Here is a 25,614-nt window from a genome sequence, read left to right as displayed (position 1 = left end):
GGAAATGCAAGATACGGAGGCCAGCCATGAAAACTGTCGAAAGCGCGAAAAGACGCCTTGTCCGTCCGCGTCTTGTCGTCGCGGTTTCGCTGCTTGGGCTTTCCGGCTGTGTTTCAGCGGTGACCGACGACGAGATGGCCGCCGCTACCAAGAAGCCGGAAATTGCCGCACAACAGAAGCCGCAAACCGCCGCTTCCGCCGCCGCCGGCGCGCAACCGGGACACTATGTGGATCCCGCCGTGGCATCGGCGGCCGGCGCGGCTGCGCCTGCCCAGACGCCGGGCGGCCCGGCGCAGGCTTATGGCGCCGCCGCCGATATTGGCGGATTGACGACGCAGCCCACGGCGATTTCCGCCGGGACGACAAGCATTTATTCCACTGTGGCGCCCGCCGGTGCTGCAGGTGCACCCGGCACGGCCGCCGCCACGGGCGCCCCCTCTCACAAAATCATTCCCGCGGTCAGCAGCGTCTATTCGGCACCCATGCAGGCGGCGCAACCGCAGCCTCAGCCGGTATCAGCGCCGGTTCAGGTCCCGCCAGCCGGACAGGTGCCGGCGGAACAGCATAGCGAAAACCGTCAGCCGGTTCCTGTGCCCGCGCCGCAGTCCGCCTCGGAACAGCTCGCGGCTGTCGCGGCGCAGCCGGCCGTGGACGCTGCCAAAATGGTGGGCGAGGCGCAGGGAGGTGACGGTAAGGGCGTGACGCTTGCGGCATTTTTCGCCGGCGCGGCCAAGAAGCGCCTGCCCAAGATGATTGAAAGCGGCACGGCGGACAATACGCAGGTCGCATCATTGCCCGGAGCCGCGGACGGGACGATGGGCATTGCGCTTTCCGGCCGCTCTGTCATGTCCGACGAGTTTGACGATGCCCATCTCGATGAAGAGGATGACCAGCCGACAGGCCTGATGAAACTCGCCTCGCTCTCCGGCCTGAGCCGCGTCGCCCCGAACGGGCTTTTCCTGCAGACGGATCGCGTCGAAGTTGGCTGCTTCAAGCCGGAACTGGTGCGGATGATCAAGGATGTGGAGCGCCACTATAACAGCCCGGCGATCGTCACCTCGGGCTATCGTCCTCCAAAGGGCATAAGGCAGGGCTCCAAACACTATACCTGCGATGCCGCCGACATCCAGATCAAGGGCGTCTCCAAATGGGAGCTTGCGACCTATCTGCGTTCCCTGCCGGAGCGCGGCGGTGTGGGCACCTATTGCCACACCGAATCGGTCCATATGGACACGGGTGAGCCAAGAGACTGGAACTGGCGCTGCCGCCGTACCGCTGCGCGCAAGTGATCTCTGGCCGGGTTTGTAGGAATATCAAACCCGATGCTTTCCGAGCCTGAATTTATGCCTGAAGACTGTTCCAAACGTTTTAGAGACGGTCCGGTCGTCCTGGGGAGTTGGTGTTTGAGCCGATAGCCCTGATTGTTGCTACGCGGTGTGGGGCCGGTTGCCTGATTGATGCGCGCAGTGGGTATTCTGAAACCAGGCTTGCAATGGATACAGTCTAAGACTGCAAACGCATCTTTTCCGCTCACATCACAGTCCTGTCACTCGTGGTGATAACTCTTTGCAGAATATCAGAAAATGTAGATTTGAGGTGGTGAGAGCGCAGGGATTCGAACCCTGGACCTACTGATTAAAAGTCAGTTGCTCTACCGGCTGAGCTACGCTCTCCCGTGTCGGGGCTTGGTTGCCCTTCGGAAGTGCGCGGAACATATGTAGAGCGATCCGTTCGGTCAACCCAAAAAAAGCGCTTTCTACAATCAATCCGGTTTTTTTTGTCGCACCCCCGAAAAGGTGATTGGAGAGAGGGGGCGGCTGGGGATAAAACCGGCTGCAGACATGTCGGCCAGACGGGTGAAATCCTTTTGCAGCAATGACATGCATGAAAATGAAGCGTGAGGCGGCGGCGAATCCCAGGAATCGCGGCGGCTTTGCGGGATGCGGAGTTCTTTCTTGTCGATTGCCGATATTTCCCTGTTCAGCGCGCTTCTGGCCGGCGCTCTTTCCTTTCTGTCGCCCTGCGTCCTGCCGCTGGTGCCGCCTTATCTCTGTTATATGGCGGGCGTTTCGGTCGAGCAGTTCAGGACGGAAGATACAGCACCCCGACCGGAGATTCGCAGGGCCGTGCTGTTTTCGGCCTTTTTCTTCACGCTTGGTTTCGCCACTGTTTTCGTGGCGCTTGGAGCAGGGGCCTCGACGATCGGTACGCTCCTTCGTCAGAATCTGGATATTCTCGCCAAGATCGGCGGTTTCATCATCATCCTTATGGGCCTGAATTTCCTCGGTGTCTTCCGCATCGGCCTGTTTTCGCGCGAGGCGCGGTTTCAGGGGGCGGGCAAGCCGGCCACGCTTTCAGGGGCCTATGTGATGGGCCTCGCCTTCGCTTTCGGCTGGACGCCCTGTATCGGTCCGGTGCTGGGCGCGATCCTGGGTGTCGCTGCCGCGCGTGATACGGTTGGTGATGGTGCGGCGCTGCTTGCGGTCTATTCGCTCGGCCTTGCCGTGCCGTTCTGGATCGCGGCTGCGTTCTCCGGTTCCTTCATGCGTTTCCTCGTCCGCTTTCGCCGCCATCTCGGCCTCGTGGAAAAGCTGCTGGGCGTATTGCTGGTGCTGACCGGTCTCGCTTTCATGTCCGGTTTTATCACCAATGTGGCGATCTGGTTCCAGGAGACCTTTCCGATCCTCATGAAAATCGGTTAAGCCTCCCGCCGGAGTTGCTTGCGGGGGAAACATAGTGACGGATATCGTCGGATTGCTTTTGCCGTTTTTCGGCCTGATCTTCATCGGTTATGGTGCGGCGCGCATAACGAAACAGCCGGTCGAGGCGATGGGCTGGCTGAACACCTTCATCATCTATGCGGCGCTGCCGGCGCTGTTTTTCAAGCTGGTGTCGAAAACGCCGGTTGAAGAGCTGGCGCGCATGGATTTCGTCGCTGCCAGCCTTGCCTGCACCTATGGCATTTTCTTGGCTGTGTTCCTGATCGGCCGGTTCGTGCGGAAAAACAGTCTTGCCGAAACCACTATCCAGAGTTTTGCGGCCAGCTACGGCAATATCGGCTATATGGGGCCGGGCCTTGCGCTTCTGGCGCTCGGCGAAAAGGCGGCAGTGCCGGTGGCGCTGATCGTCTGCCTTGAAAACGCCGCCCATTTCATCGTCGCCCCGGCGATGATGGCGGTGGCGGGCGGCGACAAACGCTCTCCGGCAAGGCTTGCGCTGGATGTGGCGCGCAAGGTCATCACCCATCCCTTCATCGTATCCGTCATCGCCGGTTTTCTGGCCGCATCGCTGTCATGGCAGCCGCCGGAGGCGGTGCAGCGGCTGGTGGATTATCTGGCGCAATCGGCAGCACCCTGCGCGCTGTTTGCCATGGGTGTGACGCTGGCGCTTCGGCCAATGAAACGGGTGCCGGTGGAAATCAGCTATATCGTGCCGGCAAAACTGATCCTGCATCCGCTCGCCGTCTGGCTCGTGCTCTCGTCGCTCGGGCGATTTGAGCCGGTGTGGATCTATTCGGCCGTGCTGCTGGCAGCGCTGCCGACCGCGACGAACGTCTTCGTCATCGGCCAGCAATATCACGTCTGGCAGGAGAGGGCGTCTGCGACGATCCTGATTTCGACGGTGCTGTCGGTCTTCACGCTGACCGGCGTGGTGTATTTCATCCAGCCTTTTTGAAGCTGCCGAATAAAAGCGAGGGCAGGGCCTTCAGCCCGCGTCCCGGCTCGATGCCTTCGCGCATGACCATGCTTCGGAGCGTGCCGATTCCCGAGAGGACGTGCAGGCCCGCCGCGCGCGCCATCTGCACCGGCAGCAGGTCGGAAAGCAGCGAACGGTTGAGGAGATCGACGCTGAGCGTGCGGCTATAGACATCCGCACGCCGCCTGCGGTCGAAGCTGCTGCCGGCATCGGCCGCAATCGGGCGGTCGGAGACCGCGCCCAGCAGTTCCGTCAGCGCGATGATGTCGCGCAGGCTGAGGTTCAGCCCCTGCGCGCCGATGGGTGGAAAACCATGAGCAGCCTCGCCGATCAGGGCCACGCGGCCCTTGCCGAAGCGGTGTGCCGTCATGGAAGAGAGCGGCCAGGCCTGCACGCTGTCCTCTACTGTTACCGCGCCCAGCATGGACTGCATGCGCTCCTCGATCCGGAGGCTGAGTGTTTCCAGCGGCAGCGCCGTCAATTCCTCCGCCTGTTGCGGGGTAACGACCCAGACGAGGCTGGATCGGTTCCCGGGCAGGGGAACCTGGGTGAAAGGACCGGTTGGCGTGTGGAATTCCGTCGAGACATTGCCATGCGACCGGCTATGGCCGAAGTTCAAAACAATGGCCGTCTGCGGATAGGACCAGGATTTGACGCCGATGCCGGCTGCATCCCGCACCATCGACTTCCTGCCATCAGCGCCGATGAGGAAATCGGCCGAGAGTGTTTCGCCGTCTGCAAGTGTCACCGATACGCGGTCGTTGCCGATGTCGATCGTCTCGGCCGTGGCGTCGAGGCGGGTAATATTGTGTTCCTGCTCAACCGCTTCGCTGAGAACGCCAAGCAGCGCCTCGTTGGGAATGTTCCAGCCGAAGGCATCGAGCCCGATTTCGGAGGAGCGGAACTGCACGGTTGGCGCGCGTAGAAGCCGGTCGGTGCCGTCAATGATCTGCATGGTGGAAAGGCGTGCGGCTGATGGCGCGATGCGTGACCAGAGGCCGAGACGGTCCATGAAGCGGATGGACTGGTCCATCAGCGCCGTGGTGCGCTGGTCCTTCCTTTCGCTTGAAGGTGCGATGAGCGCCACGTGGCGGCCCGCCCGCGCCAGCGCGATGGCCGCGATCTGGCCCGCAAGTCCCGCACCTGTTATGGCGATATCGAAGTGTCTCATGGTCCTGATCCGTTGTTATTTCCAAAGCATCATAATGGCTTTGCGCGGGTAAATCCACTTCGGCTCCGGAACATCCGGTTGCGAAGATTCGTTGGTTGCCCTGTTATATTAGTCTTAGGATAAGCGGATTGAGCCGGTTGCAAAGCGTGGTGAATGGCCGCATACCGGAATAAGCAGGGCGGATGAAAAACGGGGCGCAGACGCTGACCATGAAAATTTTCAACTACAAGCGTGTTCCCTACGCGGAAATCCGCGCCTTTTCCGTTCATATGCTCACGGCTTCCGGTTCGTTTCTGGCCTTTCTCGGCGTCGTTGCCGCGGCTGAACACCGTTTCGTCGACATGTTCTGGTGGCTGGGGCTTGCGCTTCTGGTCGATGGTATCGACGGACCCATCGCCCGTAAGGTGCGGGTGAAGGAAGTTCTGCCCAACTGGTCCGGCGATACGCTCGACAATATCATCGACTACGTCACCTATGTGCTCTTGCCCGCCTTTGCGCTTTACCAGAGCGGCATGATCGGCGAGCCGCTGTCCTTCGTGGCGGCCGGCATGATCGTGGTGTCCAGCGCCATCTATTATGCCGATATGGGCATGAAGACGGACGAATATTTCTTCTCCGGCTTTCCGGTGGTGTGGAACATGGTGGTGTTCACCCTGTTCGTCATGGATGCCAGCGCAACGACGGCCATGATCGTCGTTACCGTCTCGGTGTTCCTGACATTCCTGCCGATCAATTTCCTGCATCCGGTGCGGGTGAAGCGGTTGCGGCCGCTCAATCTGGCTGTCGTGTTCATCTGGTGCGCGCTTGGCGGTTATGCGCTGCTGACGCACTTTGAAACCCCGAGCTGGGCCGTGATCGGCTTCGTGGTCAGTGGCATCTATCTTTATTGCATCGGTGGAATATTGCAGTTTTTCCCCTCGCTCGGTGCGAAATAAGAAAAAGGTAAAGCCGTTTATTGCTTGTGCAAATCGCATTTAAGCAGCTTCTTTTTCAGTTGTGCGCAGCAGCAAAACCGTTATCAATAAGTCTTGATTGGATGAAATTGCATACGCATTGGCGTCCGATTGGGAACAATGACCGCGATCGTTAGAAACGCCTCGAAGAAGGCATGGATGGTCGGTGAGAGAGGGAACTCGTGACTGGAACTTTGGCGCCGGAGGCCGTGCCTCTCCTGTCCGTTCGCAAGCTGACCAAGCTGTTCGGCAATTTCGCTGCCTGCAACGGCATCGATCTCGATATTGCGCCGGGCGAAATTCATGCGCTTCTGGGTGAAAACGGTGCGGGCAAATCCACGCTCGTCAAGATGCTGTTCGGTGTTCTCGCACCAACCGAGGGTGATATTATCTGGCAGGGCCAGCCGGTTTCCGTGGGCTCGCCAAGCGAGGCCCGCCAACTCGGCATCGGCATGGTCTTCCAGCATTTTTCCCTGTTCGAGGCGCTGACGGTCGCTGAAAACATCGCCCTGTCGCTCGACCCTAAAATTTCATTGAAGGAAATCGCCAGGGAAGCGGAAACGCTGTCGCGGGCCTATGGCCTGCCGCTCGATCCCTATGCGCATGTGGCCGATCTTTCGGTTGGTGAGCGCCAGCGGATCGAGATCGTCCGCGCCTTGCTGCAGAACCCGCGCCTCATCATTCTCGACGAGCCGACCTCGGTGCTGACGCCGCAGGAGGCTGACAAGCTGTTCGAAACGCTGGAGAAGCTGAAGGCCGAAGGCCGTTCGGTGCTTTATATCAGCCACCGTCTGGAAGAGGTGCAGCGCATCTGCGACCGCGCCACTGTTCTGCGTCACGGCAAGGTGACCGGCGCCTGCGATCCGCGCAAGGAAACGCCTGCGTCGCTGGCGCGCATGATGGTCGGCAGCGATGTCGCAAGCGTTTCGCGGCCGACGGGCGAGGCGCTCGGCCAACCGCAGATCGAGGTCATGGGGCTTTCCGTTGCGCCACGCACGCCCTTTGCCGTGGCGTTGAAATCGATTTCCATGCAGGTGCGCGCCGGGGAAGTGCTGGCGATTGCCGGCGTGGCCGGCAACGGGCAGGGCGAGTTGTTCGATGCGCTTTCGGGCGAATATCCGGTCTATAACAACGATGCCATCCATCTGCGCGGCAAGCCCGTCGGTCGCATCGGTATCAATGGTCGTCGTCTGATGGGCGCGGGTTTTGTGCCGGAAGAACGCCACGGCCACGCCGCCGTTCCCGGCATGAGCCTTTCCGACAACCTGCTGCTGGCGCGGGCGCGCTCCGACCGCAAGGCGTTTCTGACCGGCGGTTTCCTGCGCATCGTCAGGGGCTCGGCGATCAAGGCTGCGGCACGGCGCATTTCGGAAACAATGGATGTGCGCAAAAGCGGGGCCGATCCGCTGGCCGGATCGCTTTCCGGCGGCAACCTGCAGAAATTCATCGTCGGGCGCGAGCTTGATCGTCAGCCGACCGTGCTTGTCGTCAACCAGCCGACCTGGGGTGTGGATGCCGGTGCCGCAAGCCGCATTCGTCAGGCGCTTGTCGATCTTGCCAAGGCGGGCTCGGCCGTCATCGTCATCAGCCAGGATCTCGATGAAATCTTCGAGGTTGCCACCAATATCGCGGTCATTTCCGACGGCAAGCTTTCCGAGGCCTATCCGGTGGAAGACATGACGCTTGAAAAGATCGGCCTTTTGATGGGCGGCATTAACGCGTCACATTCGGGAGCCGCCCAGCATGCGCATTGAGCTTGAAAAACGGGCAGGGGTCTCGAAGCTTTTCACCCTTATTTCGCCGCTTCTGGCGCTTGTGCTGACGCTGCTCGTCGGCGCCGTCATGTTCGCCATGCTCGGCAAAAATCCGGCTCATGCGCTTTACGCCTTTTTCGTTGAACCGCTGCTGGAAGTCTGGTCGCTGCACGAGCTTGCGATCAAGGCCGCACCGCTGATCCTGATCGGCGTTGGCCTGTCGATCTGTTATCGCTCCAATAACTGGAACATCGGCGCGGAGGGGCAATTCACCATCGGCGCGATCACCGGTTCCATACTGCCGGTTCTTTATCCCGACTGGCATTCGCCGCTCATCCTGCCGCTGATGATGGTGATGGGCGCCATCGGCGGCGCGCTTTATGCCGGTATTCCGGCGGTGTTGAAGACCAAGTTCAACACCAACGAAATCCTCGTCAGCCTGATGCTGGTCTATGTCGCGCAGCTTTTTCTCGACTGGCTGACGCGCGGCATCTGGCGCGATCCGGGCGGCTACAACTTCCCGCAGACCAAGCCCTTCAACGAAAGCGCCGTCTTGCCGGAAATGCTGGCCTCGGGCCGTGCGCATTGGGGTTTCGTTTTCGCCATCGTCGCGGCAATCGCGCTGTGGTTCATGATGCGCTACATGCTGAAAGGCTTCGAGGTCACCGTGCTTGGGCAATCGGCGCGGGCCGGGCGTTTTGCCGGTTTCTCGTCAAGCCGCATGGTGTGGTTTTCGCTGTTGCTGTCAGGTGCACTGGCAGGGCTTGCGGGCATATCTGAGGCCTCCGGCTCCATCGGCCATCTACAGCCCAGCATTTCGCCGGGCTATGGTTTCACCGCCATCATCGTCGCCTTTCTCGGCCGTCTCAATCCGCTTGGCATCATTCTGTCAGGGCTGGTGCTGGCGCTGACCTATCTCGGCGGCGAGGCGGCGCAGCTTTCGATTGGTGTGTCGGACAAGGTGACGCGTGTGTTTCAGGGGCTGATGCTGTTCTTCGTGCTGTCCTGCGATACGCTGATCTTCTATCGCATCAGGGTCGTCTTCACCGGCAAGGCGCATAACAGCCAAGGAGCGGCATGATGGATATGCTTCAGGCCATTCTCCTCACCGTCATTACTGCCGCCACACCGCTGGTCATCGCCGCCTCCGGCGAGCTGGTGACGGAGCGTTCCGGCGTCCTCAATCTCGGCGTAGAGGGCATGATGATCATGGGCGCGGTCTGCGCTTTTGCCACTGCACATATGACCGGTTCTCCCTATCTCGGCATTCTGGCCGGCATCGCCTCTGGCGCGGTTTTCTCGCTGCTGTTCGGCTTCCTGACACTGACGCTGGTGACCAACCAGGTAGCGACAGGCCTTGCGCTTACCATTCTCGGCCTCGGCGTTTCCGGCATGCTGGGCGAAAGTTTCGTCGGCCTGCCGGGCGTCAAGCTGCAGCCCATCGTCTTTCCGTTGCTGTCGGATATTCCCTTTATCGGCCCCTCGCTGTTCCGGCAGGATCTGATCTTCTACATGTCCATCGCGCTGGTTTTCGGCACTGGCTGGTTTCTGTTCAAAAGCCGCGCGGGCCTGAAAATCCGCGCCATCGGCGACAGTCACGCTTCCGCCCATGCGCTTGGCATCAACGTCATCCGCACGCGTTATCTGGCTGTGATGTTCGGCGGTGCCTGCGCCGGTCTTGCCGGTGCGCAGCTGTCGCTCGTCTATACGCCGCAATGGGTGGAAAACATGTCGGCCGGGCGCGGCTGGATTGCGCTGGCGCTCGTCGTTTTCGCGTCATGGCGTCCATGGCGGGTTCTGGCGGGCGGTTATCTGTTCGGCGCCGTCTCCATCGGGCAATTGCATGCGCAGGCATTCGGCATCGGGGTGCCGTCGCAACTGCTTTCGGCGCTACCTTACCTTGCAACTATTGTCGTGCTGGTCATCATCTCGCATAATCGCCGCACGACCTTGATCAATACACCGGCATCGCTGGGCAAATCCTTCGTGCCGGACAGGTGAAGCATTCTCACGTCTCCAAACCAACAGGGGTAAAAATGAAAAAACTGGTCATCGCACTTGCCGCTTCCATCGCGGCGCTTGGAGGCGTTGTTTCCTCCGCTGAAGCCGCCGACGCCAAGAAGGTCTGCTTCATCTATGTCGGCAGCCGCACCGATGGCGGCTGGACGCAGGCGCATGAAATCGGCCGCGAAGAGCTGCAGAAGCACTTCGGCGACAAGATCGAAACGCCGTTCCTCGAAAGCGTTCCGGAAGGCCCGGATGCCGAACGCGCCATCGAGCGCATGGCACGTTCCGGCTGCGAACTGGTGTTCACCACCTCCTTCGGCTTTATGGATGCGACCGTGAAGGTTGCCCAGAAGTTCCCCAAGGTGAAGTTCGAGCACGCCACCGGCTTCAAGACCGCTGAAAACGTCGCGACCTACAATTCGCGTTTTTATGAAGGCCGTTACATTCAGGGCCAGATCGCCGCGAAGATGTCGAAGAAGGGTGTTGCCGGCTACATCGCGTCCTTCCCGATCCCGGAAGTGGTGATGGGCATCGATGCCTTCGTTCTCGGCGCGCAGTCCGTCAATCCCGAGTTCAAGGTCAAGGTCGTCTGGGCCAATACCTGGTTCGACCCCGGCAAGGAAGCCGATGCCGCCAAGGCGCTGATCGACCAGGGCGTCGATATCCTGACGCAGCACACCGACACGACAGCGCCGATGCAGGTTGCAGCGGAACGCGGCATCAAGGCCTTCGGTCAGGCTTCGGACATGATCAAGGCCGGTCCGGAGACGCAGCTGACCGCGATCAAGGACACTTGGGGCGCATATTACATCAAGCGCACGCAGGCTCTTCTGGACGGCACCTGGAAGTCCGAATCCATCTGGGACGGCCTGAAGGACGGCATCCTGACCATGGCGCCCTACACCAACATGCCTGATGACGTGAAGAAGATGGCCGAGGAAACCGAAGCCAAGATCAAGTCGGGCGAGTTGCATCCTTTCACCGGTCCGGTGAAGAAGCAGGACGGTTCGGAATGGCTGAAGGCTGGCGAGAAGGCTGAAGACAAGGTTCTGCTCGGCCTCAACTTTTACGTTGCCGGCGTGGACGACAAGCTGCCGCAATAATGCGGATCATCTATCCTTATTGAGGCAAGGCCGCACATGTGTCATGTGCGGCCTTGCTTATTTTCATGCGTTTTACTGCATGGATGAAGTTTACCTTTGCTTTTCACGCGACTTGATGTTTTTCACTATAATCTGACTTGAGATACACACGTCTGGCGCGATTTTTTCGAGATCGCCAGCCGAACGGAAGGATATTGCACTTGCAGCGCGGAATGCTCGATGCGGCGATCGGTTTTCGAAAGCTGCGGACAAATCATGCACAGGTCGTTCACAAGCTCGGTCTCGATATCGTCTCCGGCACCTTCAAGACGGGTGACATCCTTCCCGGTGATGCCGAGCTGATGGAGCGTCTGAAAGTGTCGCGCACAGTGCTGCGCGAAGCGATGAAGACGCTCACCGCCAAGGGCATGATTTCACCCAAGGCGCGTATCGGCACCCGGGTGACGGAGCGCGAGAGCTGGAACATGTTCGACAGCGAAGTGCTGCTCTGGCATTTCGAGGCTGGTGTCAGCGATGAGTTTTTGCTGCATCTTTATGATATCCGCCAGGCTTTCGAACCCTATGGCGCGGGCCTTGCCGCCGTCAGGGCAAAGGACACCGATATCACCAAGCTCGCCGCCTATGCCAACGAGATGGGCAACACGGCCTATTCCAAGGAAAAGCGTGCTCTTGCGGATATGAACTTCCATGTGCTCATCACCGAAATGTCGGGCAACCCGTTCATGCGCACCGTCGGTTCGCTGATAAAGGCGGCTCTGGTGGGCATTTTCCGGATGAGCAACCCGGACACCGATCCCAATGAGATTTCCGATGTCTCCGCCTCCCACCTGAGGCTCGTCGAGGCGTTTCGCCTGCGCGATGAGGCCGCGGCGCGCCGTGAAATGGAAAGGCTGATTGAAAACGGCCGCCAGCAGGTGCTGGAATTCACTGCCCGCAATACCCCGCGATAACTCAAACTGCGGGAGCGGGATGCGACCCTCTCCCAATCACGTTTGATGAAAATCGGTGCGGAAATTTGGTGCAGATTTGCATGGTTTCTTAAGTGGGCCGCCGTTATAGCAATTCCGGAATGAAATTACCGATGCGCCCGTTCGTTTGCCGGACGGCGTGAAGTCAAACATATGCCGCCGTCCTGGCCGCCATGCGGCCGGTGACAGGGTGTTGGAGGTCTTATGGAGCGCAGCTCTCTAGCCATTATTCTCGCAGCGGGCGACAGCACGCGCATGAAATCGTCGAAGTCCAAGGTGCTGCATCCGGTCGCCGGGCGTCCGATGATCGCGCATGTGGTGGAGGCGGTGGCTGGATCTGGCGTCGGCACGGTGGCGCTGGTGGTCGGGCGCGATGCCGACAATGTCACCGCGGCCGCAAGCATGAAGGGCATTCAGGTCGAAGCTTTCCTGCAGACGGAACGCAAGGGCACCGGCCACGCGGTTCTTGCCGCACGCGCCGCCCTCGAACGCGGTTTCGATGATCTCATCATTGCCTATGGCGATGTGCCACTTATCACCTCCGCAACGCTCGACCGGGCGCGTGAGGCGATTGCCGCCGGCGCCGATGTCGCTGTCATCGGTTTCCATACCGATCGCCCGACCGGTTACGGCCGGCTTCTGGTCGAGAATGGCGAACTTGTCGCGATCCGCGAGGAAAAAGACGCCACCGATGCGGAGCGCAAGGTCACCTGGTGCAATAGCGGCCTGATGGCCATCAACGGCCGCAATGCGCTCGATCTGCTCGACCGGATCGGCAACAGCAATGTGAAGGGCGAATATTATCTGACTGACGTCGTCGAGATCGCCCGCTCTCTCGGACGCCGCGCCGTCGCCATCGACGCGCCGGAAGCCGAGCTGGTCGGCTGCAACAACCGTGCCGAACTCGCCTTTATCGAGAAGCTCTGGCAGGAGCGTCGCCGCCACGAATTGATGGTGGACGGCGTTTCGATGATTGCCCCCGAAACCGTCTTCCTCTCCTTCGACACCAAGATCGGTCAGGACGTTCTGATCGAGCCGAATGTCGTCATCGGTCCCGGCGTCACGATCGAGCCGGGCGCCGTCATCCACGCCTTCTCGCATCTGGAAGGGGCCCATGTCGCGGAAGGTGCGGCCGTTGGTCCCTATGCGCGGTTGCGTCCGGGCGCAAACCTGCACGCCAATGCCAAGGTGGGTAATTTCTGCGAGGTCAAGAAGGCCGAGATCGGTGAGGGCGCTAAGGTCAACCATCTGACCTATATCGGTGACGCCTTTATCGGTGCAGGCAGCAATATCGGCGCGGGCACCATCACCTGCAATTACGATGGCTACAACAAGGCCGAAACGCGCATTGGTGCGAACAGTTTCATTGGTTCGAACTCGTCGCTGGTCGCTCCTGTCACCATTGGAGAGGGGGCCTATATCGCCTCCGGCAGCGTGATTACCGATGACGTGCCTGATGATGCGCTGGCTTTTGGACGCGCACGTCAGGAAGTGAAACCGGGCCGGGCAACCGTCGTGCGCGAGCGGGCAAAAGCGCTGAAGGAAGCGAAGAAAAAGTCCTCTTGAAAGACGTTACCAAGCGATACCGAAAGTGACCGGCGGCGTAATTGCCGATTTCAGGGAAACGATTAGTAGTTGCGGCGAAGAGATCGCCGTCTGGAGAAATATATGTGCGGAATTGTCGGAATTGTGGGAACCCAGCCCGTTGCTGAACGGCTTGTCGATGCGCTGAAGCGTCTCGAATATCGCGGTTACGATTCGGCGGGTGTCGCCACCATCGACAATGGCGCGATGGACCGCCGCCGTGCGGAAGGCAAGCTGTTCAATCTGGAGAAAAGGCTCTCTGAAGAGCCGCTGCCTGGTGTCGTTGGCATCGCGCACACCCGCTGGGCGACCCACGGCGTTCCGAACGAAACCAACGCCCACCCGCATTTCGTCGATGGCGTTGCCGTCGTCCATAACGGCATCATTGAAAACTTCTCCGAATTGCGCGACGAACTGAGCGCCGAGGGTGCAACCTTCACCACCCAGACCGACACCGAAGTGGTGGCGCAGCTTCTGGCGAAATATACCCGGGAGGGTCTCGGCCATCGCGAGGCGATGCTGAAGATGCTGAACCGCGTGACAGGCGCCTATGCGCTGGTGGTGATGTTCAAGGATGATCCCGGCACGCTGCTTTCGGCGCGCTCCGGCCCGCCGCTTGCCGTCGGTTACGGTAGGGGCGAAATGTTCCTCGGCTCCGACGCCATCGCGCTGTCGCCCTTCACCAACGAAATCACCTATCTGGTGGATGGCGATTGTGCCATCTTGACCCGCCAGGGTGCTGAGATCATCGATTTCTCGGGCAAGCCGGTGAAGCGCGAGCGTCAGATCTCGCAGGCGACGGCCTTCGTGGTCGACAAGGGCAACCATCGCCACTTCATGGAAAAGGAAATCTACGAGCAGCCGGAAGTCATTTCCCACGCGCTCAGCCATTACGTGGATTTCGCCTCCAAGACCGTGAAGCAGGCCGACACGGCCATCGACTTCGCCAAGCTTTCCGGCCTTGCGATTTCCGCCTGCGGCACGGCCTATCTGTCCGGCCTGATCGGCAAATACTGGTTCGAACGTTACGCGCGTCTGCCGGTGGAAATCGATGTCGCCTCGGAATTCCGCTATCGCGAAATCCCGCTTGTTCCCACGCAGGCCGCGCTGTTCATTTCGCAATCGGGGGAAACTGCCGATACGCTGGCGGCCTTGCGTTATTGCCAGCAGGAGGGCCTGAAGATCGGCGCGGTGGTCAATACGCGTGAATCGACCATGGCGCGTGAATCCGATGCGATCTTCCCGATCCTCGCCGGTCCGGAAATCGGCGTGGCCTCCACCAAGGCCTTCACCTGCCAGCTTGCCGTGCTCGCTTCGCTTGCCGTTGCCGCCGGAAAAGCGCGAGGCACCATCACGCCTCAGCAGGAAACCGAGCTGGTTCGCCATCTTACCGAGATGCCGCGCATCATGAGCAAGGTTCTCAACAGCATCCAGCCGCAGATCGAATCGCTGTCACGCGATCTGTCGCGTTTCAAGGACGTGCTTTATCTCGGCCGCGGCACCAGCTTCCCGCTGGCGCTGGAAGGCGCGCTGAAGCTCAAGGAAATCTCCTATATCCACGCCGAAGGTTATGCCGCCGGCGAGCTGAAGCATGGGCCGATCGCGCTGATCGACGAAAATATGCCCGTCATCGTCATCGCGCCGCATGACCGCTTCTTCGAAAAGACCGTTTCGAACATGCAGGAAGTCGCTGCACGCGGCGGCCGCATCATTTTCATCACCGACGAGAAGGGGGCCGCCGCCTCCAAGCTCGACACGATGGCGACGATCACGTTGCCCAATGTCGACGAGCTTATTGCTCCGATGGTTTTCTCGCTGCCGATCCAGCTGCTGGCCTATCACACCGCCGTCTTCATGGGCACGGATGTGGACCAGCCGCGCAATCTGGCGAAATCGGTAACGGTGGAATGATTGTCCGACCGGAACAGCAGGGCGACGAGGAAGCGATTGCTCGCGTTACGGAAGATGCCTTCCGTAACGCCGAGCACAGCAGCGGGACAGAACAGCTGATCGTCGCGCGGCTGCGGAATGCCGGCGCACTGACGGTTTCACTGGTGGCGGAAGACAGCGAAGGCGTCATCGGCCATGTCGGCTTCTCGCCGGTGACGCTGTCGGGCGGCGAGACCGGTTGGTTCTGCCTCGCGCCGCTCTCCGTGACACCGGAAAGGCAGGGAGAAGGTGTCGGTTCGCGGCTGGCGCGTGAAGGGCTTGCCGCACTGGAGCGGCTGAGCGCTGCCGGCTGCGTCGTTGTCGGTGATCCCGCCTATTACGGCCGCTTCGGTTTTCGCCATGTTGAAGGGGTGGGTGCGGAAGGGATTCCTGACGAATATTTCACAGTTCTTCGCTTGCATGGTGGAACTCCATCCGGCATTGTCGGTTTTCATCCGGGTTTCGATGGCGACAACGCTTAATTCCGAACGGTAAATGACCGATATTCCAGTCAAAATTTCATTCGCAGCCCGCCTGCGCAACAGTTTCCTCACGGGCGTTCTGATCCTCGCGCCCGTCACCATCACCATGTGGCTGGTGTGGAGTTTCCTGCAATGGGCGGATAGCTGGGTGAAGCCCTATATTCCGGCCCGTTACGATCCCGAGCAATATTTCGATGTGGCAATCCCCGGTTTCGGCCTGCTGATCGCCGTCATCGGCATCACGCTCATCGGCTTTCTCGGTAATAACCTCATCGGCAAATGGATTTTCGGCGTCGGCGAATCCATCCTTAATCGCATGCCGCTGGTGCGGCCGATCTACAAAAGCATCAAACAGCTGTTCGAATCCGTCCTGAAAGAGCATTCGAACTCCTTCAAGAAGGTCGGCCTGATCGAGTTTCCATCATCAGGCACCTGGGCCATGGTTTTCGTCGCCTCCGAGGCCAAGGGCGAACTTGCTCACCGTTTCAACGAAATGGGCCAGCAGATGGTCGCCGTCTTCCTGCCGCCCACACCGGTGCCGACGGCAGGTTTTCTGCTCTTCGTGCCCAAAAACAAGATCGTGATGCTGGACATGACACCGGAGGATGCGGCGAAACTGCTGATTTCCGGCGGTCTGGTGGCGCCCGATTTCACGCCGCCCAAGATGATCGCGCCGGTTTGAAGGCATTCGCGAGGCGCTAGATTCCTCCCTCCATTCTCACGGAGGGAAGAAAAACCATGCGGTTGACGAACCAATGTGGTTCACCAATAATCACTGTGAACCAAGAAGGGTTGCGATCATGACTGCATTCACGGTGCGTCTGCCTGATGAGGTTGCCGACAAACTCGACCAATTGGCAGAAAAACTAGATCGGTCGCGATCCTATATGGCGGCGCGGGCGATTGAGGACTTTGTTGCACGCGAGGAGTGGCAGCTTGCCGAGATCGAGGCGGGTGTAGCGGAAGCCGATCGCGGCGAGTTCGGGACGCCTGAGGACCTCGCAAACATTGTCGGGAAATATGTGAAATCCACCCGGCCGTCATGAGTGACCGGAGAATTCTCTGGACCTTACGGGCGCTGCGACGGCTCGATGAAATTGGTGCGCATATCGAAAAGGACAACCCGGCTGCAGCAGCCCGTGTGATTTCCCGCATTGTTTCGGCGGCCGACATTGGTGCAGCAGCCGGCAATGGGACGGGTCGGGCGTATCAAGGGAACACGGGAAGCTGTGCTTTCCGACATTTCCTATATCATCGCCTATCGTGTCGGCCAGGATATCGAAATCCTGACGATCATCCATACCTCGCAGCGATGGCCTTCGGCGCTCTAAGCAAATAATCTTTCAGATCAGTCGGTCAATCCTCGTCATCCAGATCATCCACTTCCGTCCCCGCATTGGTCGCGTGGAAAACGGGAACGAAAAGCCGCATATAGACCAGGCGCACGCTCCAGCCTGCCTCCAGCGCCTCGCTCCAGGCCTTCTTGCGGCCGGGCTTCTTGAACGCCTTGCCGATCGCCTTTTTCTCACTCTTCGCAAATGTCTCGGGTTGCAGGATATTCTGCGGCGAGCACAGCGCATAACCCTTGCGGAAGGCGGGTGGTGGGCGGCGGGGGTCGATCATGTTCATGACAGGTCACTTTCAGCCGGCGTGCAGGAAGCGGATCGCTTCGTCCCGGCGGTGCAGGTAGAGCAAGGTGCGCAGCGCATTGCCGCGCGGGGCCGTCAGTTCGGGGTCGCGCTCGATGACGTAGGCCGCGTCCTTGCGGGCGATTTCCAGAAGGTCGGCGTGGGCTTCCAGGCTGGCGATGCGGAATCCCGGCGTGCCGGACTGGCGGGTGCCGAGCAACTCGCCTTCGCCGCGCAGCTTCAAATCCTCTTCCGCGATCAGGAAGCCATCCTCGCTGTCACGCAGGATGGAAAGCCGGGCGCGGCCGTTTTCGCTGAGCGGGCCTTTGTAGAGCAGGATGCAGGTGGAGGCCTCGTCACCGCGCCCCACGCGTCCGCGCAGCTGGTGAAGCTGGGCAAGGCCGAAACGTTCGGCATGTTCGATGACCATGATCGTCGCGTCAGGCACGTCGACGCCAACTTCCACCACGGTCGTCGCTACCAGAAGCCGGGTTTCGCCGCTCTTGAAGGCGAGCATGGCGGCGTCCTTCTCCGGGCCGCTCATGCGGCCATGGATGAGGCCGATATTGGCGCCCAGCATCTGCGAGAGAACTGCGTGCCGCTCCTCCGCCGACATAAGGTCGGATTCTTCCGTTTCTTCCACCAGCGGGCAGATCCAGTAGGCCTTCTTGCCATCCTTCAGCGCGGAACGCAGCCGCTCGACAATGTCGCCGATCCGTTCGGTGGGGATCGTCACCGTCTGGACAGGCTTGCGGCCGGCCGGCTTTTCGGTGAGCTTCGAAACATCCATGTCGCCGAAGGCGGCCAGAACCAGCGTGCGCGGAATGGGCGTGGCAGTCATGACCAGCATATGCGGGGTGATGCCCTTGGCGGTGAGGCGCAGGCGTTGATGAACGCCGAAACGGTGCTGTTCGTCCACCACGGCCAGCACGAGGTTCTTGTAACTCACGCTGTCCTGAAACAACGCATGGGTGCCGATGACGATCTGTGCCTCACCTGATGCGACGCGCTCCTCGATCTCGCGCCGCTCCTTGCCCTTGGTGCGGCCGGTCAGCACTTCGACGGTAATGCCCGCGGCCTGAGCGAGCTTGGAAATGGTGGCGTAGTGCTGCCGGGCGAGGATTTCGGTCGGGGCCATCAGCACCGCCTGTCCGCCGGCCTCCACGGCCGTTGCCATCGCCATCAGCGCCACCAGCGTCTTACCTGCGCCGACATCGCCCTGCAGCAGGCGAAGCATGCGGTCTTCGCCGGCCATGTCAGTCAGAATATCCTTCACCGCAGCGCTCTGGCTCGGTGTCAGCGAGAAGGGCAGTTGCGACAGGATTTTTGCGGCGACATCACCCTTGGCGCGGATCGGCTGGCCCGCCACTTTGCGCAGCCGCTGACGCACCAATGCGAGTGACAGCTGCCCGGCGAGGAATTCGTCATAGGCAAGCCGCCTGCGCGCTGGAGCCTGCGGCTCGATATCGGCGCTGTCACGCGGGTCGTGCAACTCACGGAAGCTCGAAGCGACATCGCCGAAGCCTTGCCGGGTCTTCAGCGTTTCATCGATCCACTCCGGAAAGACCGGCAGCTTCGATAGCCCGCCTTCGATCGCCCGCCGCAGCACCTTGGGGGACAGTCCGGCGGTCATGGGATAAACGGCTTCCACAAGTGGCAGGTTTTCGGCCTCGGAAAGTTTCACCATGAAATCCGGATGCACCATGGAGGCGCGGCCATTGAACCAGTCCACCTTGCCGCTGACGAGAACCTCCTCATCGACGGGCAGCGCCTTGGACAGCCAGTCGCCCTTGGCGCGGAAGAAGGTCAGCGCCAGTTCGCCGGTCTCGTCATGCAGGAAGACGCGATAGGGCGCGGAGCGGTTTCCCGGCGGTGGCGGCTGGTGGCGGTCCACTCGTCCCTGAATGGTGACAATGGCGCCGGGTGCGGCAAGCGCGATGCCGGGGCGGTTGCGGCGGTCGATGACGTTGGACGGCGCGTGGAACAGGAGATCGATCACGCGGGTGTCGTCGGCGTTTTCCCGGCTCAAGAGCTTGGCCAGAAGATCGGCAAGCTTCGGCCCCACACCGGCAAGGGTGGAGACGGAAGCAAACAGCGGATCGAGAATGGCCGGGCGCATGGTCAGCAAAATCGGGGAAGGGCACGGCTTATGCAAGACTTCGCTGGTCACAAAGGCGGGTTATCACCGGCAGTTTTTAGCGGCCGTGGCATTATTTCGATAAAAACCGGTTCCCAAGCGTTCGCCTCCTGTTCTATAGGAGGTCGCAGTCAACATCCTGTTGAATAGCCAACCGAAAGGTGAATGCGATGACTGGACTGGTGCGCACGAGTGCCGACCTCGATCCGAGACGCCGGCGGATTCTTTACCGCTGCTGGCACCGGGGCATTCGCGAGATGGATCTGGTGCTCGGGCAATTTGCGGAAGACAATATTGCCGGGCTTTCCGATGATCAGCTCGATGAGCTTGAGATCATCATGGCGGAAGAGGATAACGACCTCGTCAAGATGGTGACCGGCGCGCTTGCCATACCGGAAAAATTCCAGACACCGCTGTTTGAAAAGATCGCCTCCTACCGTCCCGATTTTGATCTCGTCACCGCCGAAACCCTGAAGGCCTGAAACATGATAGCCGGATTCGATGCAAAGCTGGTGGCGTCGGCAGATACGCCGCTGACCATCGGAAATGTGCCCTCCGGCATGGAAGCCCTGCTTCTGGCCGATATGGCGCGGGCGGGGACATCGGTCGCCTATGTCATGTCGGATGGCCAGCGGGTCGCAGATCTCGAACAGATTCTCGGTTTCGTCGCGCCTGACATTCCGGTCATGACGCTGCCGGCCTGGGACTGCCTTCCCTATGACCGCGTGTCACCGAGCGCCGACACCTCGGCGCGCCGGCTGGCGGCGCTTTCCGGTCTCATCAGCCACGCCAGGAAACCGCATCCGGCCATCGTGCTGGTCACCGTCAACGCCATGCTGCAGAAGATGGCGCCGCGCGACATTATCGAGAGCCTCGGCTTTTCGGCGAAGCCTGGCAACCAGATCCGCATGGACGACATCGCCGCACGGCTGGAGCGCAACGGTTTCGACCGTGTGGCGACGGTGCGCGAAGTCGGTGAATTCGCCGTGCGCGGCGGCATTCTCGATGTCTTCGTGCCGGGCACGGAAGAGCCGGTGCGGCTCGATTTCTTCGGCGACACGCTGGAAAGCATCCGCACCTTCGATCCGGCCAGCCAGCGCACCATCGGCCAGGCGCGCTCGCTCGATCTGAATCCGATGAGCGAAGTGACGCTGACGCCGGATACGATCAGCCGTTTCCGCAAGAATTACCTGTCGCTGTTCGGTGCCGCGACGCGCGACGACGCGCTTTATCAGGCCGTCTCCGAAGGCCGCCGTTATGCCGGCATGGAGCACTGGCTGCCGTTGTTTTACGAGAAGCTGGAAACCGCCTTCGATTATCTCGAGGGTTTCCGCATCGTCACCGATCACACGGCGCGGGAGGCGGCAAAAGAGCGCTCCAAGCTGGTGCTTGATTATTACGATGCGCGCCGCAGCTCCGGCGAAACCAAGGGATCGACGCAGGGCGCGCCCTACAAGCCGGTTTCGCCCGGCCAGCTCTATCTCGACGGCAAGAGTTTCGATGCCGCACTGGCCGCCGTCAATGCGGTGCGTCTGACACCCTTCAACGAGCAGGATAGCGAAGGCCGCCCGGTCGCCACGCTCGACGCCCATGTCGGGCCGCGCTGGGCGCGTCCGCCAACCGAAGGCGAGAGCGAAGAACGGGTCAATGTTTTCGATCTGGCGGTGAAGCATATTGCCGAGCGCCGGGCCAAGGGCTGGAAGGTGCTGATAACAGGCTGGTCGGAAGGTTCGCTCGACCGGCTGCTGCAGGTGCTGAACGAGCACGGGCTTGAGAAGATCAAGCCGGTCGCCTCGTTGAAAGAGGTGGAGAAGCTCGGCAAGGGCGAGGCGGCCTCGGCGGTGCTGAGCCTTGAGGCAGGTTTCGAAACTGGGACGCTCGCGGTAATCGGCGAGCAGGATATTCTCGGCGACCGCATGGTGCGGCGCTCGAAACGCCGCAAGCGCGGTGCGGATTTCATCTCGGAAGTGGCGGGGCTGGACGAAGGCTCGCTGGTCGTCCATGCCGAGCATGGTATCGGCCGCTTTGTCGGCCTGCGGACAATCGAGGCAGCGGGTGCGCCGCGCGCCTGCCTGGAACTGCATTATGCCGACGATGCAAAGCTGTTCTTGCCGGTTGAAAACATCGATCTTCTTTCCCGTTACGGCTCCGATGCGGCGGAAGCCACGCTTGACAAGCTGGGCGGCGGCGCATGGCAGATGCGCAAGGCCAAGCTCAAGAAGCGCCTGCTCGACATGGCCGACGAGCTTATCCGCATCGCGGCCGCGCGCCTGGTGCGGCACGCGCCGGTTCTGGCGGCACCCGATGGGCTTTACGACGAGTTTGCCGCCCGTTTCCCCTATGACGAGACGGAAGACCAGCTGAACGCCATCGAGGCGGTCCGCGAGGATCTGGGTGCAGGCCGGCCGATGGATCGCCTCATCTGCGGCGATGTCGGTTTCGGCAAGACCGAAGTGGCGCTGCGCGCCGCCTTCCTCGCCGCCATGAACGGCGTTCAGGTGGCGGTGGTGGTGCCGACCACTTTGCTCTCTCGCCAGCATTTCCGCACTTTCTCCGAACGTTTCCGCGGCCTGCCGATCCGGGTGCAGCAGGCGTCGCGCCTCGTCGGCTCCAAGGAACTGACGCTGACGAAAAAGGAAGTGGCTGATGGCAAGACCGATATCGTCGTCGGCACCCATGCGCTGCTGGGCGCAGGTATCAACTTCGCCAATCTCGGCCTGCTCATCATCGACGAAGAGCAGCATTTCGGGGTGAAGCACAAGGAGCGGCTGAAGGAACTGAAGAGCGACGTGCATGTGCTGACGCTCTCTGCGACGCCCATTCCGCGCACCCTGCAGCTGGCCATGACGGGCGTGCGCGAACTGTCGCTCATCACCACGCCGCCGGTGGACCGCATGGCGGTGCGCACCTTCATTTCGCCCTTTGATCCGCTTGTCATCCGCGAAACGCTGATGCGTGAGCATTATCGTGGCGGCCAGAGTTTCTATGTTTGCCCGCGGCTTGCCGACCTCGCCGATATCCATGCCTTCCTGCAATCGGATGTGCCGGAGCTGAAGGTGGCGGTGGCGCATGGGCAGATGCCGGCAGGCGAACTCGAAGACATCATGAACGCCTTCTACGACGGCAAGTATGACGTGTTGCTTTCGACCACCATCGTCGAATCCGGCCTCGACGTGCCGACCGCAAATACGCTGATCGTGCACCGCGCCGACATGTTCGGTCTTGCCCAGCTTTACCAGCTGCGTGGTCGTGTCGGTCGTTCAAAGGTGCGTGCCTTTGCGCTCTTCACCCTGCCGGTCAACAAGGTGCTGACGACGATGGCGGAGCGGCGGCTGAAGGTGCTGCAATCGCTCGACACGCTCGGCGCCGGTTTCCAGCTGGCGAGCCACGACCTCGATATTCGCGGCGCGGGCAATCTGCTCGGCGAAGAACAGTCCGGCCATATCAAGGAAGTCGGCTTCGAGCTTTACCAGCAGATGCTGGAAGAGGCGGTTGCCGAAGTGAAGGGCGACGAACAGGTACAGGACAGCGGCTGGTCGCCGCAAATCTCGGTCGGCACCTCCGTTATGATCCCGGAGGATTATGTTCCCGATCTGCATCTGCGCATGGGCCTTTACCGCCGTCTCGGCGAGCTTGCGGATATCAGCGAGATCGACGGTTTTGGCGCGGAAATGATCGATCGTTTCGGCCCCTTGCCGAAAGAGGTTCAGCACCTGCTCAAGATCGTCTACATCAAGTCGCTCTGCCGTATCGCCAATGTCGAAAAGTTGGACGCCGGGCCGAAGGGCGTCGTGGTGCAGTTCCGCAACAAGGAATTCCCCAATCCGGCAGCGCTTGTTGGCTATATCGGCAAGCAGGGCACGATGGCGAAGATCCGGCCGGATCACAGCCTGTTCCTCACCCGCGATCTGCCCACGCCTGAAAAGCGGTTGACGGGTGCGGCGATGGTCATGACGCAGCTTGCGGAACTGGCGCGCTCCTGACCGTGACGCAGGCAGAGTGCGGGCTGTCGTCCATATTACAGCGATGTAACTAAACGGACATGTGCCGGTAGTTTTCGCGGGCGTAATCTGCATTTCATACCCGGTGCGGCGGATCTGTAGATGCCGCCGGGTCATGAAGGAGCAGGACGATGTGGACCAACATCAACAGGTTTGCCACCGCTGGTCTGGTTGCTTTGACAATTGCGGGCACCACAATTGCCACCACCAGCCAGGCGGAAGCGCGCAATAATTTCGGCCGCGGCCTTGCCGCCGGCATTGCCGGCACGATCATTGGCGGAGCGCTGATTGCGGGTGCAAGACACCCGGGTTACGCCTACGCTCCGGCCTATGGCCCGGCTTACGGTCCTCCCGTCTACGCGGCGCCTGTTTATGGCCCGCCGGTCGCGTATGAACCCGTCTATCCGCGCTGCCACGTTGCCTGGCGACAGAACGCTTGGGGCGACATGTATCGGGTCAGGGTTTGCGACTGACAGCTGAGAGCGCCGGCGGCAGGAATATGTCGCCGGTCGTTCCGTATTCTTGTGACCTAAGTCGCGTCTTCCGGTGTGATGCCGACGGCCACGTTCTGATCGGTTGCGGCGATCGAGGCGGGCAGCGGCACTTTTCTCTGCTTCTCGCGGATCAGCGTCAATAGGCCGGAGCCGACGATGAGGGCGATGCCGAAGAGCATCCAGCCATCGATACGGTCGCCGAAAATCAGATAACCGAAAAGGATGGCCCAGAGCATCTGACTATATTGCGTCGGGCCGATCATGGCGGCGGGCGCATATTGGGCGGCATACATGACCAGCACGTTGCCAAGTGCGCCGAGCAGGCCATATCCCGCCAGCAGCAGCCATTGCTCACCGCCCGGCATGATGAAGGTGGGGACCATGGCGATGCCGCTGATGGTGAGACAGCCCAGCACGCCAGCGCCATAAAGCGAGACATTTTTTTCCGAGGGCCCCATGGCGCGGAAGATGACGATGCTGAGCGCGCCGCTGAAGCCGCCGATGATGGCGCCGAGATGGCCGATACCCAGTTCACGGAAGCCCGGCCGCAGGATGACCAGTACGCCGAGGAAACCGATGATGACTGCGGACCAGCGACGGATGCCCACCTGTTCCTTCAGAAATACCACCGACATGATGGTGACGAAGGAGGGCAGAAGGAAGATCAGCGCAAAGGCTTCGGCCATGGAAAGATGGGTAAAGGCGGTCACGCTGCCGACAGCACCGGTGCCGGCGGCAAAAAAGCGGATGATCCACAAAGGACGGTTCGTCGTCTTCACCACATCCACCCAGCGATCGTTGCGCTTGCGGATGAAGGGCAGGGCGACGAGCCCGAACAGGGCGCCGAAGAAGGCCGATTCGATCGGCGAAATCTGGCCTTCTATAAGTTTAACGCTGGCATCGCTCCAGGCGTAGGCAGCGAAGGCGGCAAAGGCGAGCAGAATGCCTTTCAGGGTCTGGTCGGACACGGAAACACCGGGGGGAAATCGAGTTGCAGAAAACCGCCGGTGGTTTGGCCGTCAGTTCATCGATCTATGCTCGTCCGCCTTGATTTTTGCAATATCCCGCAATGCAGCAATCAGGACATCTGGCGTTTGTGCACCGCTTATGGCGTATTTCTGGTCGATGATGAAGAAGGGTACGCCGGCCACGCCCATCTGCTGCGCCGCATCAATTTCAGCGATGACGGTGTCCTTGTCCGCCTCCGAGGCGAGAAGCCGTGCCACCACCTGCGCGTCCATGCCCGCCTTTTCGGCTACATCGATCAACACGGCGTGGTCGCCGATATTGCGGCCTTCTTCGAAATTGGCCTTGAACAGCCCGGTCACGACCTTCTCCTGGATGTCGCGGCCTTCGGAATGCGCCCAGAGCGACAGGCGGTGCGCGTCGAGTGTGTTCGGGCCGATCTTGATCGCATCAAAATCGTAATGGATGCCGACTTCCTTGCCGAGCTGCACCAGCGTGGCATGGGCCTGTTCCAGACGCTCCTTGCCGAGCTTTTCCTCCAGCGCTGCTTTCTGGTCGACACCCTCAGGCGGATAATCCGGGTTGAGGCGATAGGGGCGCCAGTTCACGTCGACGCTGATTTCATCCTGCACCTCGGCTATGGCAAGATCGAGCCTTGCCTTGCCGAGATAACACCAGGGGCAGACCATATCCGATACGACGTCGATAACGATGCGTTCCATGGCTTTATCTTCCCTTGTC

At 60.6% G+C, this 25,614-nt stretch carries 22 protein-coding genes, 1 tRNA gene and 1 pseudogene; 18 read left to right on the top strand and 6 right to left on the bottom strand.

Features of this window, described 5'->3' with window-relative positions; genetic code table 11:
* Positions 1 to 26 precede the first annotated feature (26 nt).
* Complete coding sequence (locus V6R85_RS15240) at positions 27 to 1,289, top strand: YcbK family protein (RefSeq protein WP_003507994.1); 1,263 nt, start codon at positions 27 to 29, stop codon at positions 1,287 to 1,289.
* Between the two features lie 308 nt (positions 1,290 to 1,597).
* Here V6R85_RS15240 and V6R85_RS15235 read toward each other — a convergent pair.
* Positions 1,598 to 1,673, bottom strand: a tRNA-Lys gene (locus V6R85_RS15235).
* A gap of 282 nt (positions 1,674 to 1,955) precedes the next feature.
* Between V6R85_RS15235 and V6R85_RS15230 the strand changes: the two genes are divergently transcribed.
* Together V6R85_RS15230 and V6R85_RS15225 are read left to right on the top strand one after the other, a co-directional pair.
* Complete coding sequence (locus tag V6R85_RS15230) at positions 1,956 to 2,702, top strand: cytochrome c biogenesis CcdA family protein (RefSeq protein WP_003507996.1); 747 nt, start codon at positions 1,956 to 1,958, stop codon at positions 2,700 to 2,702.
* A gap of 34 nt (positions 2,703 to 2,736) precedes the next feature.
* Entirely contained in the window at positions 2,737 to 3,675 is a 939-nt protein-coding gene (locus V6R85_RS15225) for an AEC family transporter (RefSeq protein WP_111792495.1), read from the top strand.
* On the opposite strand, the gene V6R85_RS15220 is transcribed toward V6R85_RS15225, so the two are convergent.
* Complete coding sequence (locus V6R85_RS15220; protein ID WP_020809230.1) at positions 3,659 to 4,867, bottom strand: UbiH/UbiF family hydroxylase; 1,209 nt, start codon at positions 4,865 to 4,867, stop codon at positions 3,659 to 3,661. The genes V6R85_RS15225 and V6R85_RS15220 overlap by 17 nt on opposite strands.
* A 209-nt stretch (positions 4,868 to 5,076) precedes the next feature.
* Between V6R85_RS15220 and pcsA the strand changes: the two genes are divergently transcribed.
* The 12 genes and pseudogenes from pcsA to V6R85_RS15160 all read left to right on the top strand — a co-directional run bounded on the left by pcsA (position 5,077) and on the right by V6R85_RS15160 (position 16,978).
* A complete protein-coding gene (pcsA, locus tag V6R85_RS15215; protein ID WP_003508003.1) occupies positions 5,077 to 5,802 on the top strand; it encodes a phosphatidylcholine synthase in 726 nt (241 codons plus the stop codon).
* A gap of 212 nt (positions 5,803 to 6,014) precedes the next feature.
* Positions 6,015 to 7,574 carry an ABC transporter ATP-binding protein gene (locus tag V6R85_RS15210; protein ID WP_003508005.1) on the top strand — a complete coding sequence of 520 codons (1,560 nt, stop codon included), beginning with the start codon at positions 6,015 to 6,017 and terminating at the stop codon, positions 7,572 to 7,574.
* Entirely contained in the window at positions 7,564 to 8,655 is a 1,092-nt protein-coding gene (locus tag V6R85_RS15205) for an ABC transporter permease (protein ID WP_111834474.1), read from the top strand. The genes V6R85_RS15210 and V6R85_RS15205 overlap by 11 nt, the downstream gene beginning before the upstream one ends.
* Positions 8,655 to 9,575 (top strand): ABC transporter permease, encoded by a 921-nt coding sequence (locus V6R85_RS15200; RefSeq protein WP_162695532.1) that lies wholly within the window; start codon positions 8,655 to 8,657, stop codon positions 9,573 to 9,575. The genes V6R85_RS15205 and V6R85_RS15200 overlap by 1 nt, the downstream gene beginning before the upstream one ends.
* Positions 9,576 to 9,610: 35 nt before the next feature.
* A complete protein-coding gene (locus V6R85_RS15195; protein WP_003508013.1) occupies positions 9,611 to 10,684 on the top strand; it encodes a BMP family ABC transporter substrate-binding protein in 1,074 nt (357 codons plus the stop codon).
* 212 nt (positions 10,685 to 10,896) lie between these two features.
* Complete coding sequence (locus V6R85_RS15190; protein ID WP_111834472.1) at positions 10,897 to 11,634, top strand: FadR/GntR family transcriptional regulator; 738 nt, start codon at positions 10,897 to 10,899, stop codon at positions 11,632 to 11,634.
* 222 nt (positions 11,635 to 11,856) lie between these two features.
* Entirely contained in the window at positions 11,857 to 13,218 is a 1,362-nt protein-coding gene (gene glmU, locus V6R85_RS15185; RefSeq protein ID WP_020809234.1) for a bifunctional UDP-N-acetylglucosamine diphosphorylase/glucosamine-1-phosphate N-acetyltransferase GlmU, read from the top strand.
* Between the two features lie 102 nt (positions 13,219 to 13,320).
* Entirely contained in the window at positions 13,321 to 15,147 is a 1,827-nt protein-coding gene (gene glmS, locus V6R85_RS15180) for a glutamine--fructose-6-phosphate transaminase (isomerizing) (RefSeq protein WP_111834471.1), read from the top strand.
* A complete protein-coding gene (locus V6R85_RS15175; RefSeq protein ID WP_111834470.1) occupies positions 15,144 to 15,647 on the top strand; it encodes a GNAT family N-acetyltransferase in 504 nt (167 codons plus the stop codon). Before glmS ends, V6R85_RS15175 begins: the two co-directional genes overlap by 4 nt.
* 13 nt (positions 15,648 to 15,660) lie before the next feature.
* Complete coding sequence (locus tag V6R85_RS15170) at positions 15,661 to 16,329, top strand: DUF502 domain-containing protein (protein WP_003508022.1); 669 nt, start codon at positions 15,661 to 15,663, stop codon at positions 16,327 to 16,329.
* 115 nt (positions 16,330 to 16,444) lie between these two features.
* Positions 16,445 to 16,693 (top strand): CopG family ribbon-helix-helix protein, encoded by a 249-nt coding sequence (locus V6R85_RS15165; RefSeq protein WP_162695542.1) that lies wholly within the window; start codon positions 16,445 to 16,447, stop codon positions 16,691 to 16,693.
* Positions 16,690 to 16,978 (top strand): annotated as a pseudogene (locus V6R85_RS15160) (type II toxin-antitoxin system RelE/ParE family toxin). Before V6R85_RS15165 ends, V6R85_RS15160 begins: the two are co-directional and overlap by 4 nt.
* Before the next feature lie 25 nt (positions 16,979 to 17,003).
* Here the strand turns inward: V6R85_RS15160 and V6R85_RS15155 are convergent.
* Both V6R85_RS15155 and recG read right to left on the bottom strand, forming a co-directional pair.
* The gene (locus tag V6R85_RS15155; protein ID WP_003508029.1) at positions 17,004 to 17,276 is read right to left on the bottom strand and encodes a hypothetical protein; all 273 of its coding nucleotides are present in this window, start codon (positions 17,274 to 17,276) and stop codon (positions 17,004 to 17,006) included.
* A 12-nt stretch (positions 17,277 to 17,288) separates the two neighbouring features.
* Complete coding sequence (gene recG / locus V6R85_RS15150; protein ID WP_111834541.1) at positions 17,289 to 19,394, bottom strand: ATP-dependent DNA helicase RecG; 2,106 nt, start codon at positions 19,392 to 19,394, stop codon at positions 17,289 to 17,291.
* A 188-nt stretch (positions 19,395 to 19,582) separates the two neighbouring features.
* Here recG and V6R85_RS15145 point away from each other — a divergent pair, with 188 nt between their 5' ends.
* The 3 genes from V6R85_RS15145 (at position 19,583) to V6R85_RS15135 (ending at position 23,886) form a co-directional block, all read left to right on the top strand.
* Positions 19,583 to 19,894: an FAD assembly factor SdhE gene (locus tag V6R85_RS15145; protein ID WP_003508031.1), complete on the top strand. Its 312-nt coding sequence runs from the start codon at positions 19,583 to 19,585 to the stop codon at positions 19,892 to 19,894.
* Between the two features lie 3 nt (positions 19,895 to 19,897).
* Positions 19,898 to 23,395 (top strand): transcription-repair coupling factor, encoded by a 3,498-nt coding sequence (gene mfd / locus V6R85_RS15140; RefSeq protein WP_080866226.1) that lies wholly within the window; start codon positions 19,898 to 19,900, stop codon positions 23,393 to 23,395.
* 149 nt (positions 23,396 to 23,544) lie between these two features.
* Positions 23,545 to 23,886, top strand: coding sequence for a hypothetical protein (locus V6R85_RS15135; RefSeq protein ID WP_020809531.1), 342 nt, complete (start codon positions 23,545 to 23,547; stop codon positions 23,884 to 23,886).
* Between the two features lie 56 nt (positions 23,887 to 23,942).
* On the opposite strand, the gene V6R85_RS15130 is transcribed toward V6R85_RS15135, so the two are convergent.
* Both V6R85_RS15130 and V6R85_RS15125 read right to left on the bottom strand, forming a co-directional pair.
* Positions 23,943 to 24,875 carry a DMT family transporter gene (locus tag V6R85_RS15130; protein ID WP_111792499.1) on the bottom strand — a complete coding sequence of 311 codons (933 nt, stop codon included), beginning with the start codon at positions 24,873 to 24,875 and terminating at the stop codon, positions 23,943 to 23,945.
* A 51-nt stretch (positions 24,876 to 24,926) separates the two neighbouring features.
* Positions 24,927 to 25,595, bottom strand: a complete 669-nt coding sequence (locus V6R85_RS15125; protein ID WP_060724307.1) for a DsbA family oxidoreductase — start codon at positions 25,593 to 25,595, stop codon at positions 24,927 to 24,929.
* Positions 25,596 to 25,614: the final 19 nt, after the last annotated feature.

The sequence above is a fragment of the Agrobacterium sp. CCNWLW32 genome (genome assembly GCF_037083425.1).
Taxonomy (GTDB): domain Bacteria; phylum Pseudomonadota; class Alphaproteobacteria; order Rhizobiales; family Rhizobiaceae; genus Agrobacterium; species Agrobacterium radiobacter.
This window is presented reverse-complemented; position numbering and strand designations above follow the sequence as displayed.

What these genes read in the sequence shown, in the direction of transcription:
- V6R85_RS15240 (WP_003507994.1), top strand. Translation starts at nt 27, where the DNA reads ATGAAAACTGTCGAAAGCGCGAAAAGACGCCTTGTCCGTCCGCGTCTT.
- V6R85_RS15220 (WP_020809230.1), bottom strand. Translation starts at nt 4,867, where the DNA reads ATGAGACACTTCGATATCGCCATAACAGGTGCGGGACTTGCGGGCCAG.
- pcsA (WP_003508003.1), top strand. Translation starts at nt 5,077, where the DNA reads ATGAAAATTTTCAACTACAAGCGTGTTCCCTACGCGGAAATCCGCGCC.
- V6R85_RS15205 (WP_111834474.1), top strand. Translation starts at nt 7,564, where the DNA reads ATGCGCATTGAGCTTGAAAAACGGGCAGGGGTCTCGAAGCTTTTCACC.
- V6R85_RS15200 (WP_162695532.1), top strand. Translation starts at nt 8,655, where the DNA reads ATGGATATGCTTCAGGCCATTCTCCTCACCGTCATTACTGCCGCCACA.
- V6R85_RS15195 (WP_003508013.1), top strand. Translation starts at nt 9,611, where the DNA reads ATGAAAAAACTGGTCATCGCACTTGCCGCTTCCATCGCGGCGCTTGGA.
- V6R85_RS15190 (WP_111834472.1), top strand. Translation starts at nt 10,897, where the DNA reads ATGCTCGATGCGGCGATCGGTTTTCGAAAGCTGCGGACAAATCATGCA.
- glmU (WP_020809234.1), top strand. Translation starts at nt 11,857, where the DNA reads ATGGAGCGCAGCTCTCTAGCCATTATTCTCGCAGCGGGCGACAGCACG.
- glmS (WP_111834471.1), top strand. Translation starts at nt 13,321, where the DNA reads ATGTGCGGAATTGTCGGAATTGTGGGAACCCAGCCCGTTGCTGAACGG.
- V6R85_RS15175 (WP_111834470.1), top strand. Translation starts at nt 15,144, where the DNA reads ATGATTGTCCGACCGGAACAGCAGGGCGACGAGGAAGCGATTGCTCGC.
- V6R85_RS15170 (WP_003508022.1), top strand. Translation starts at nt 15,661, where the DNA reads ATGACCGATATTCCAGTCAAAATTTCATTCGCAGCCCGCCTGCGCAAC.
- V6R85_RS15155 (WP_003508029.1), bottom strand. Translation starts at nt 17,276, where the DNA reads ATGAACATGATCGACCCCCGCCGCCCACCACCCGCCTTCCGCAAGGGT.
- recG (WP_111834541.1), bottom strand. Translation starts at nt 19,394, where the DNA reads ATGCGCCCGGCCATTCTCGATCCGCTGTTTGCTTCCGTCTCCACCCTT.
- V6R85_RS15145 (WP_003508031.1), top strand. Translation starts at nt 19,583, where the DNA reads ATGACTGGACTGGTGCGCACGAGTGCCGACCTCGATCCGAGACGCCGG.
- mfd (WP_080866226.1), top strand. Translation starts at nt 19,898, where the DNA reads ATGATAGCCGGATTCGATGCAAAGCTGGTGGCGTCGGCAGATACGCCG.
- V6R85_RS15135 (WP_020809531.1), top strand. Translation starts at nt 23,545, where the DNA reads ATGTGGACCAACATCAACAGGTTTGCCACCGCTGGTCTGGTTGCTTTG.
- V6R85_RS15125 (WP_060724307.1), bottom strand. Translation starts at nt 25,595, where the DNA reads ATGGAACGCATCGTTATCGACGTCGTATCGGATATGGTCTGCCCCTGG.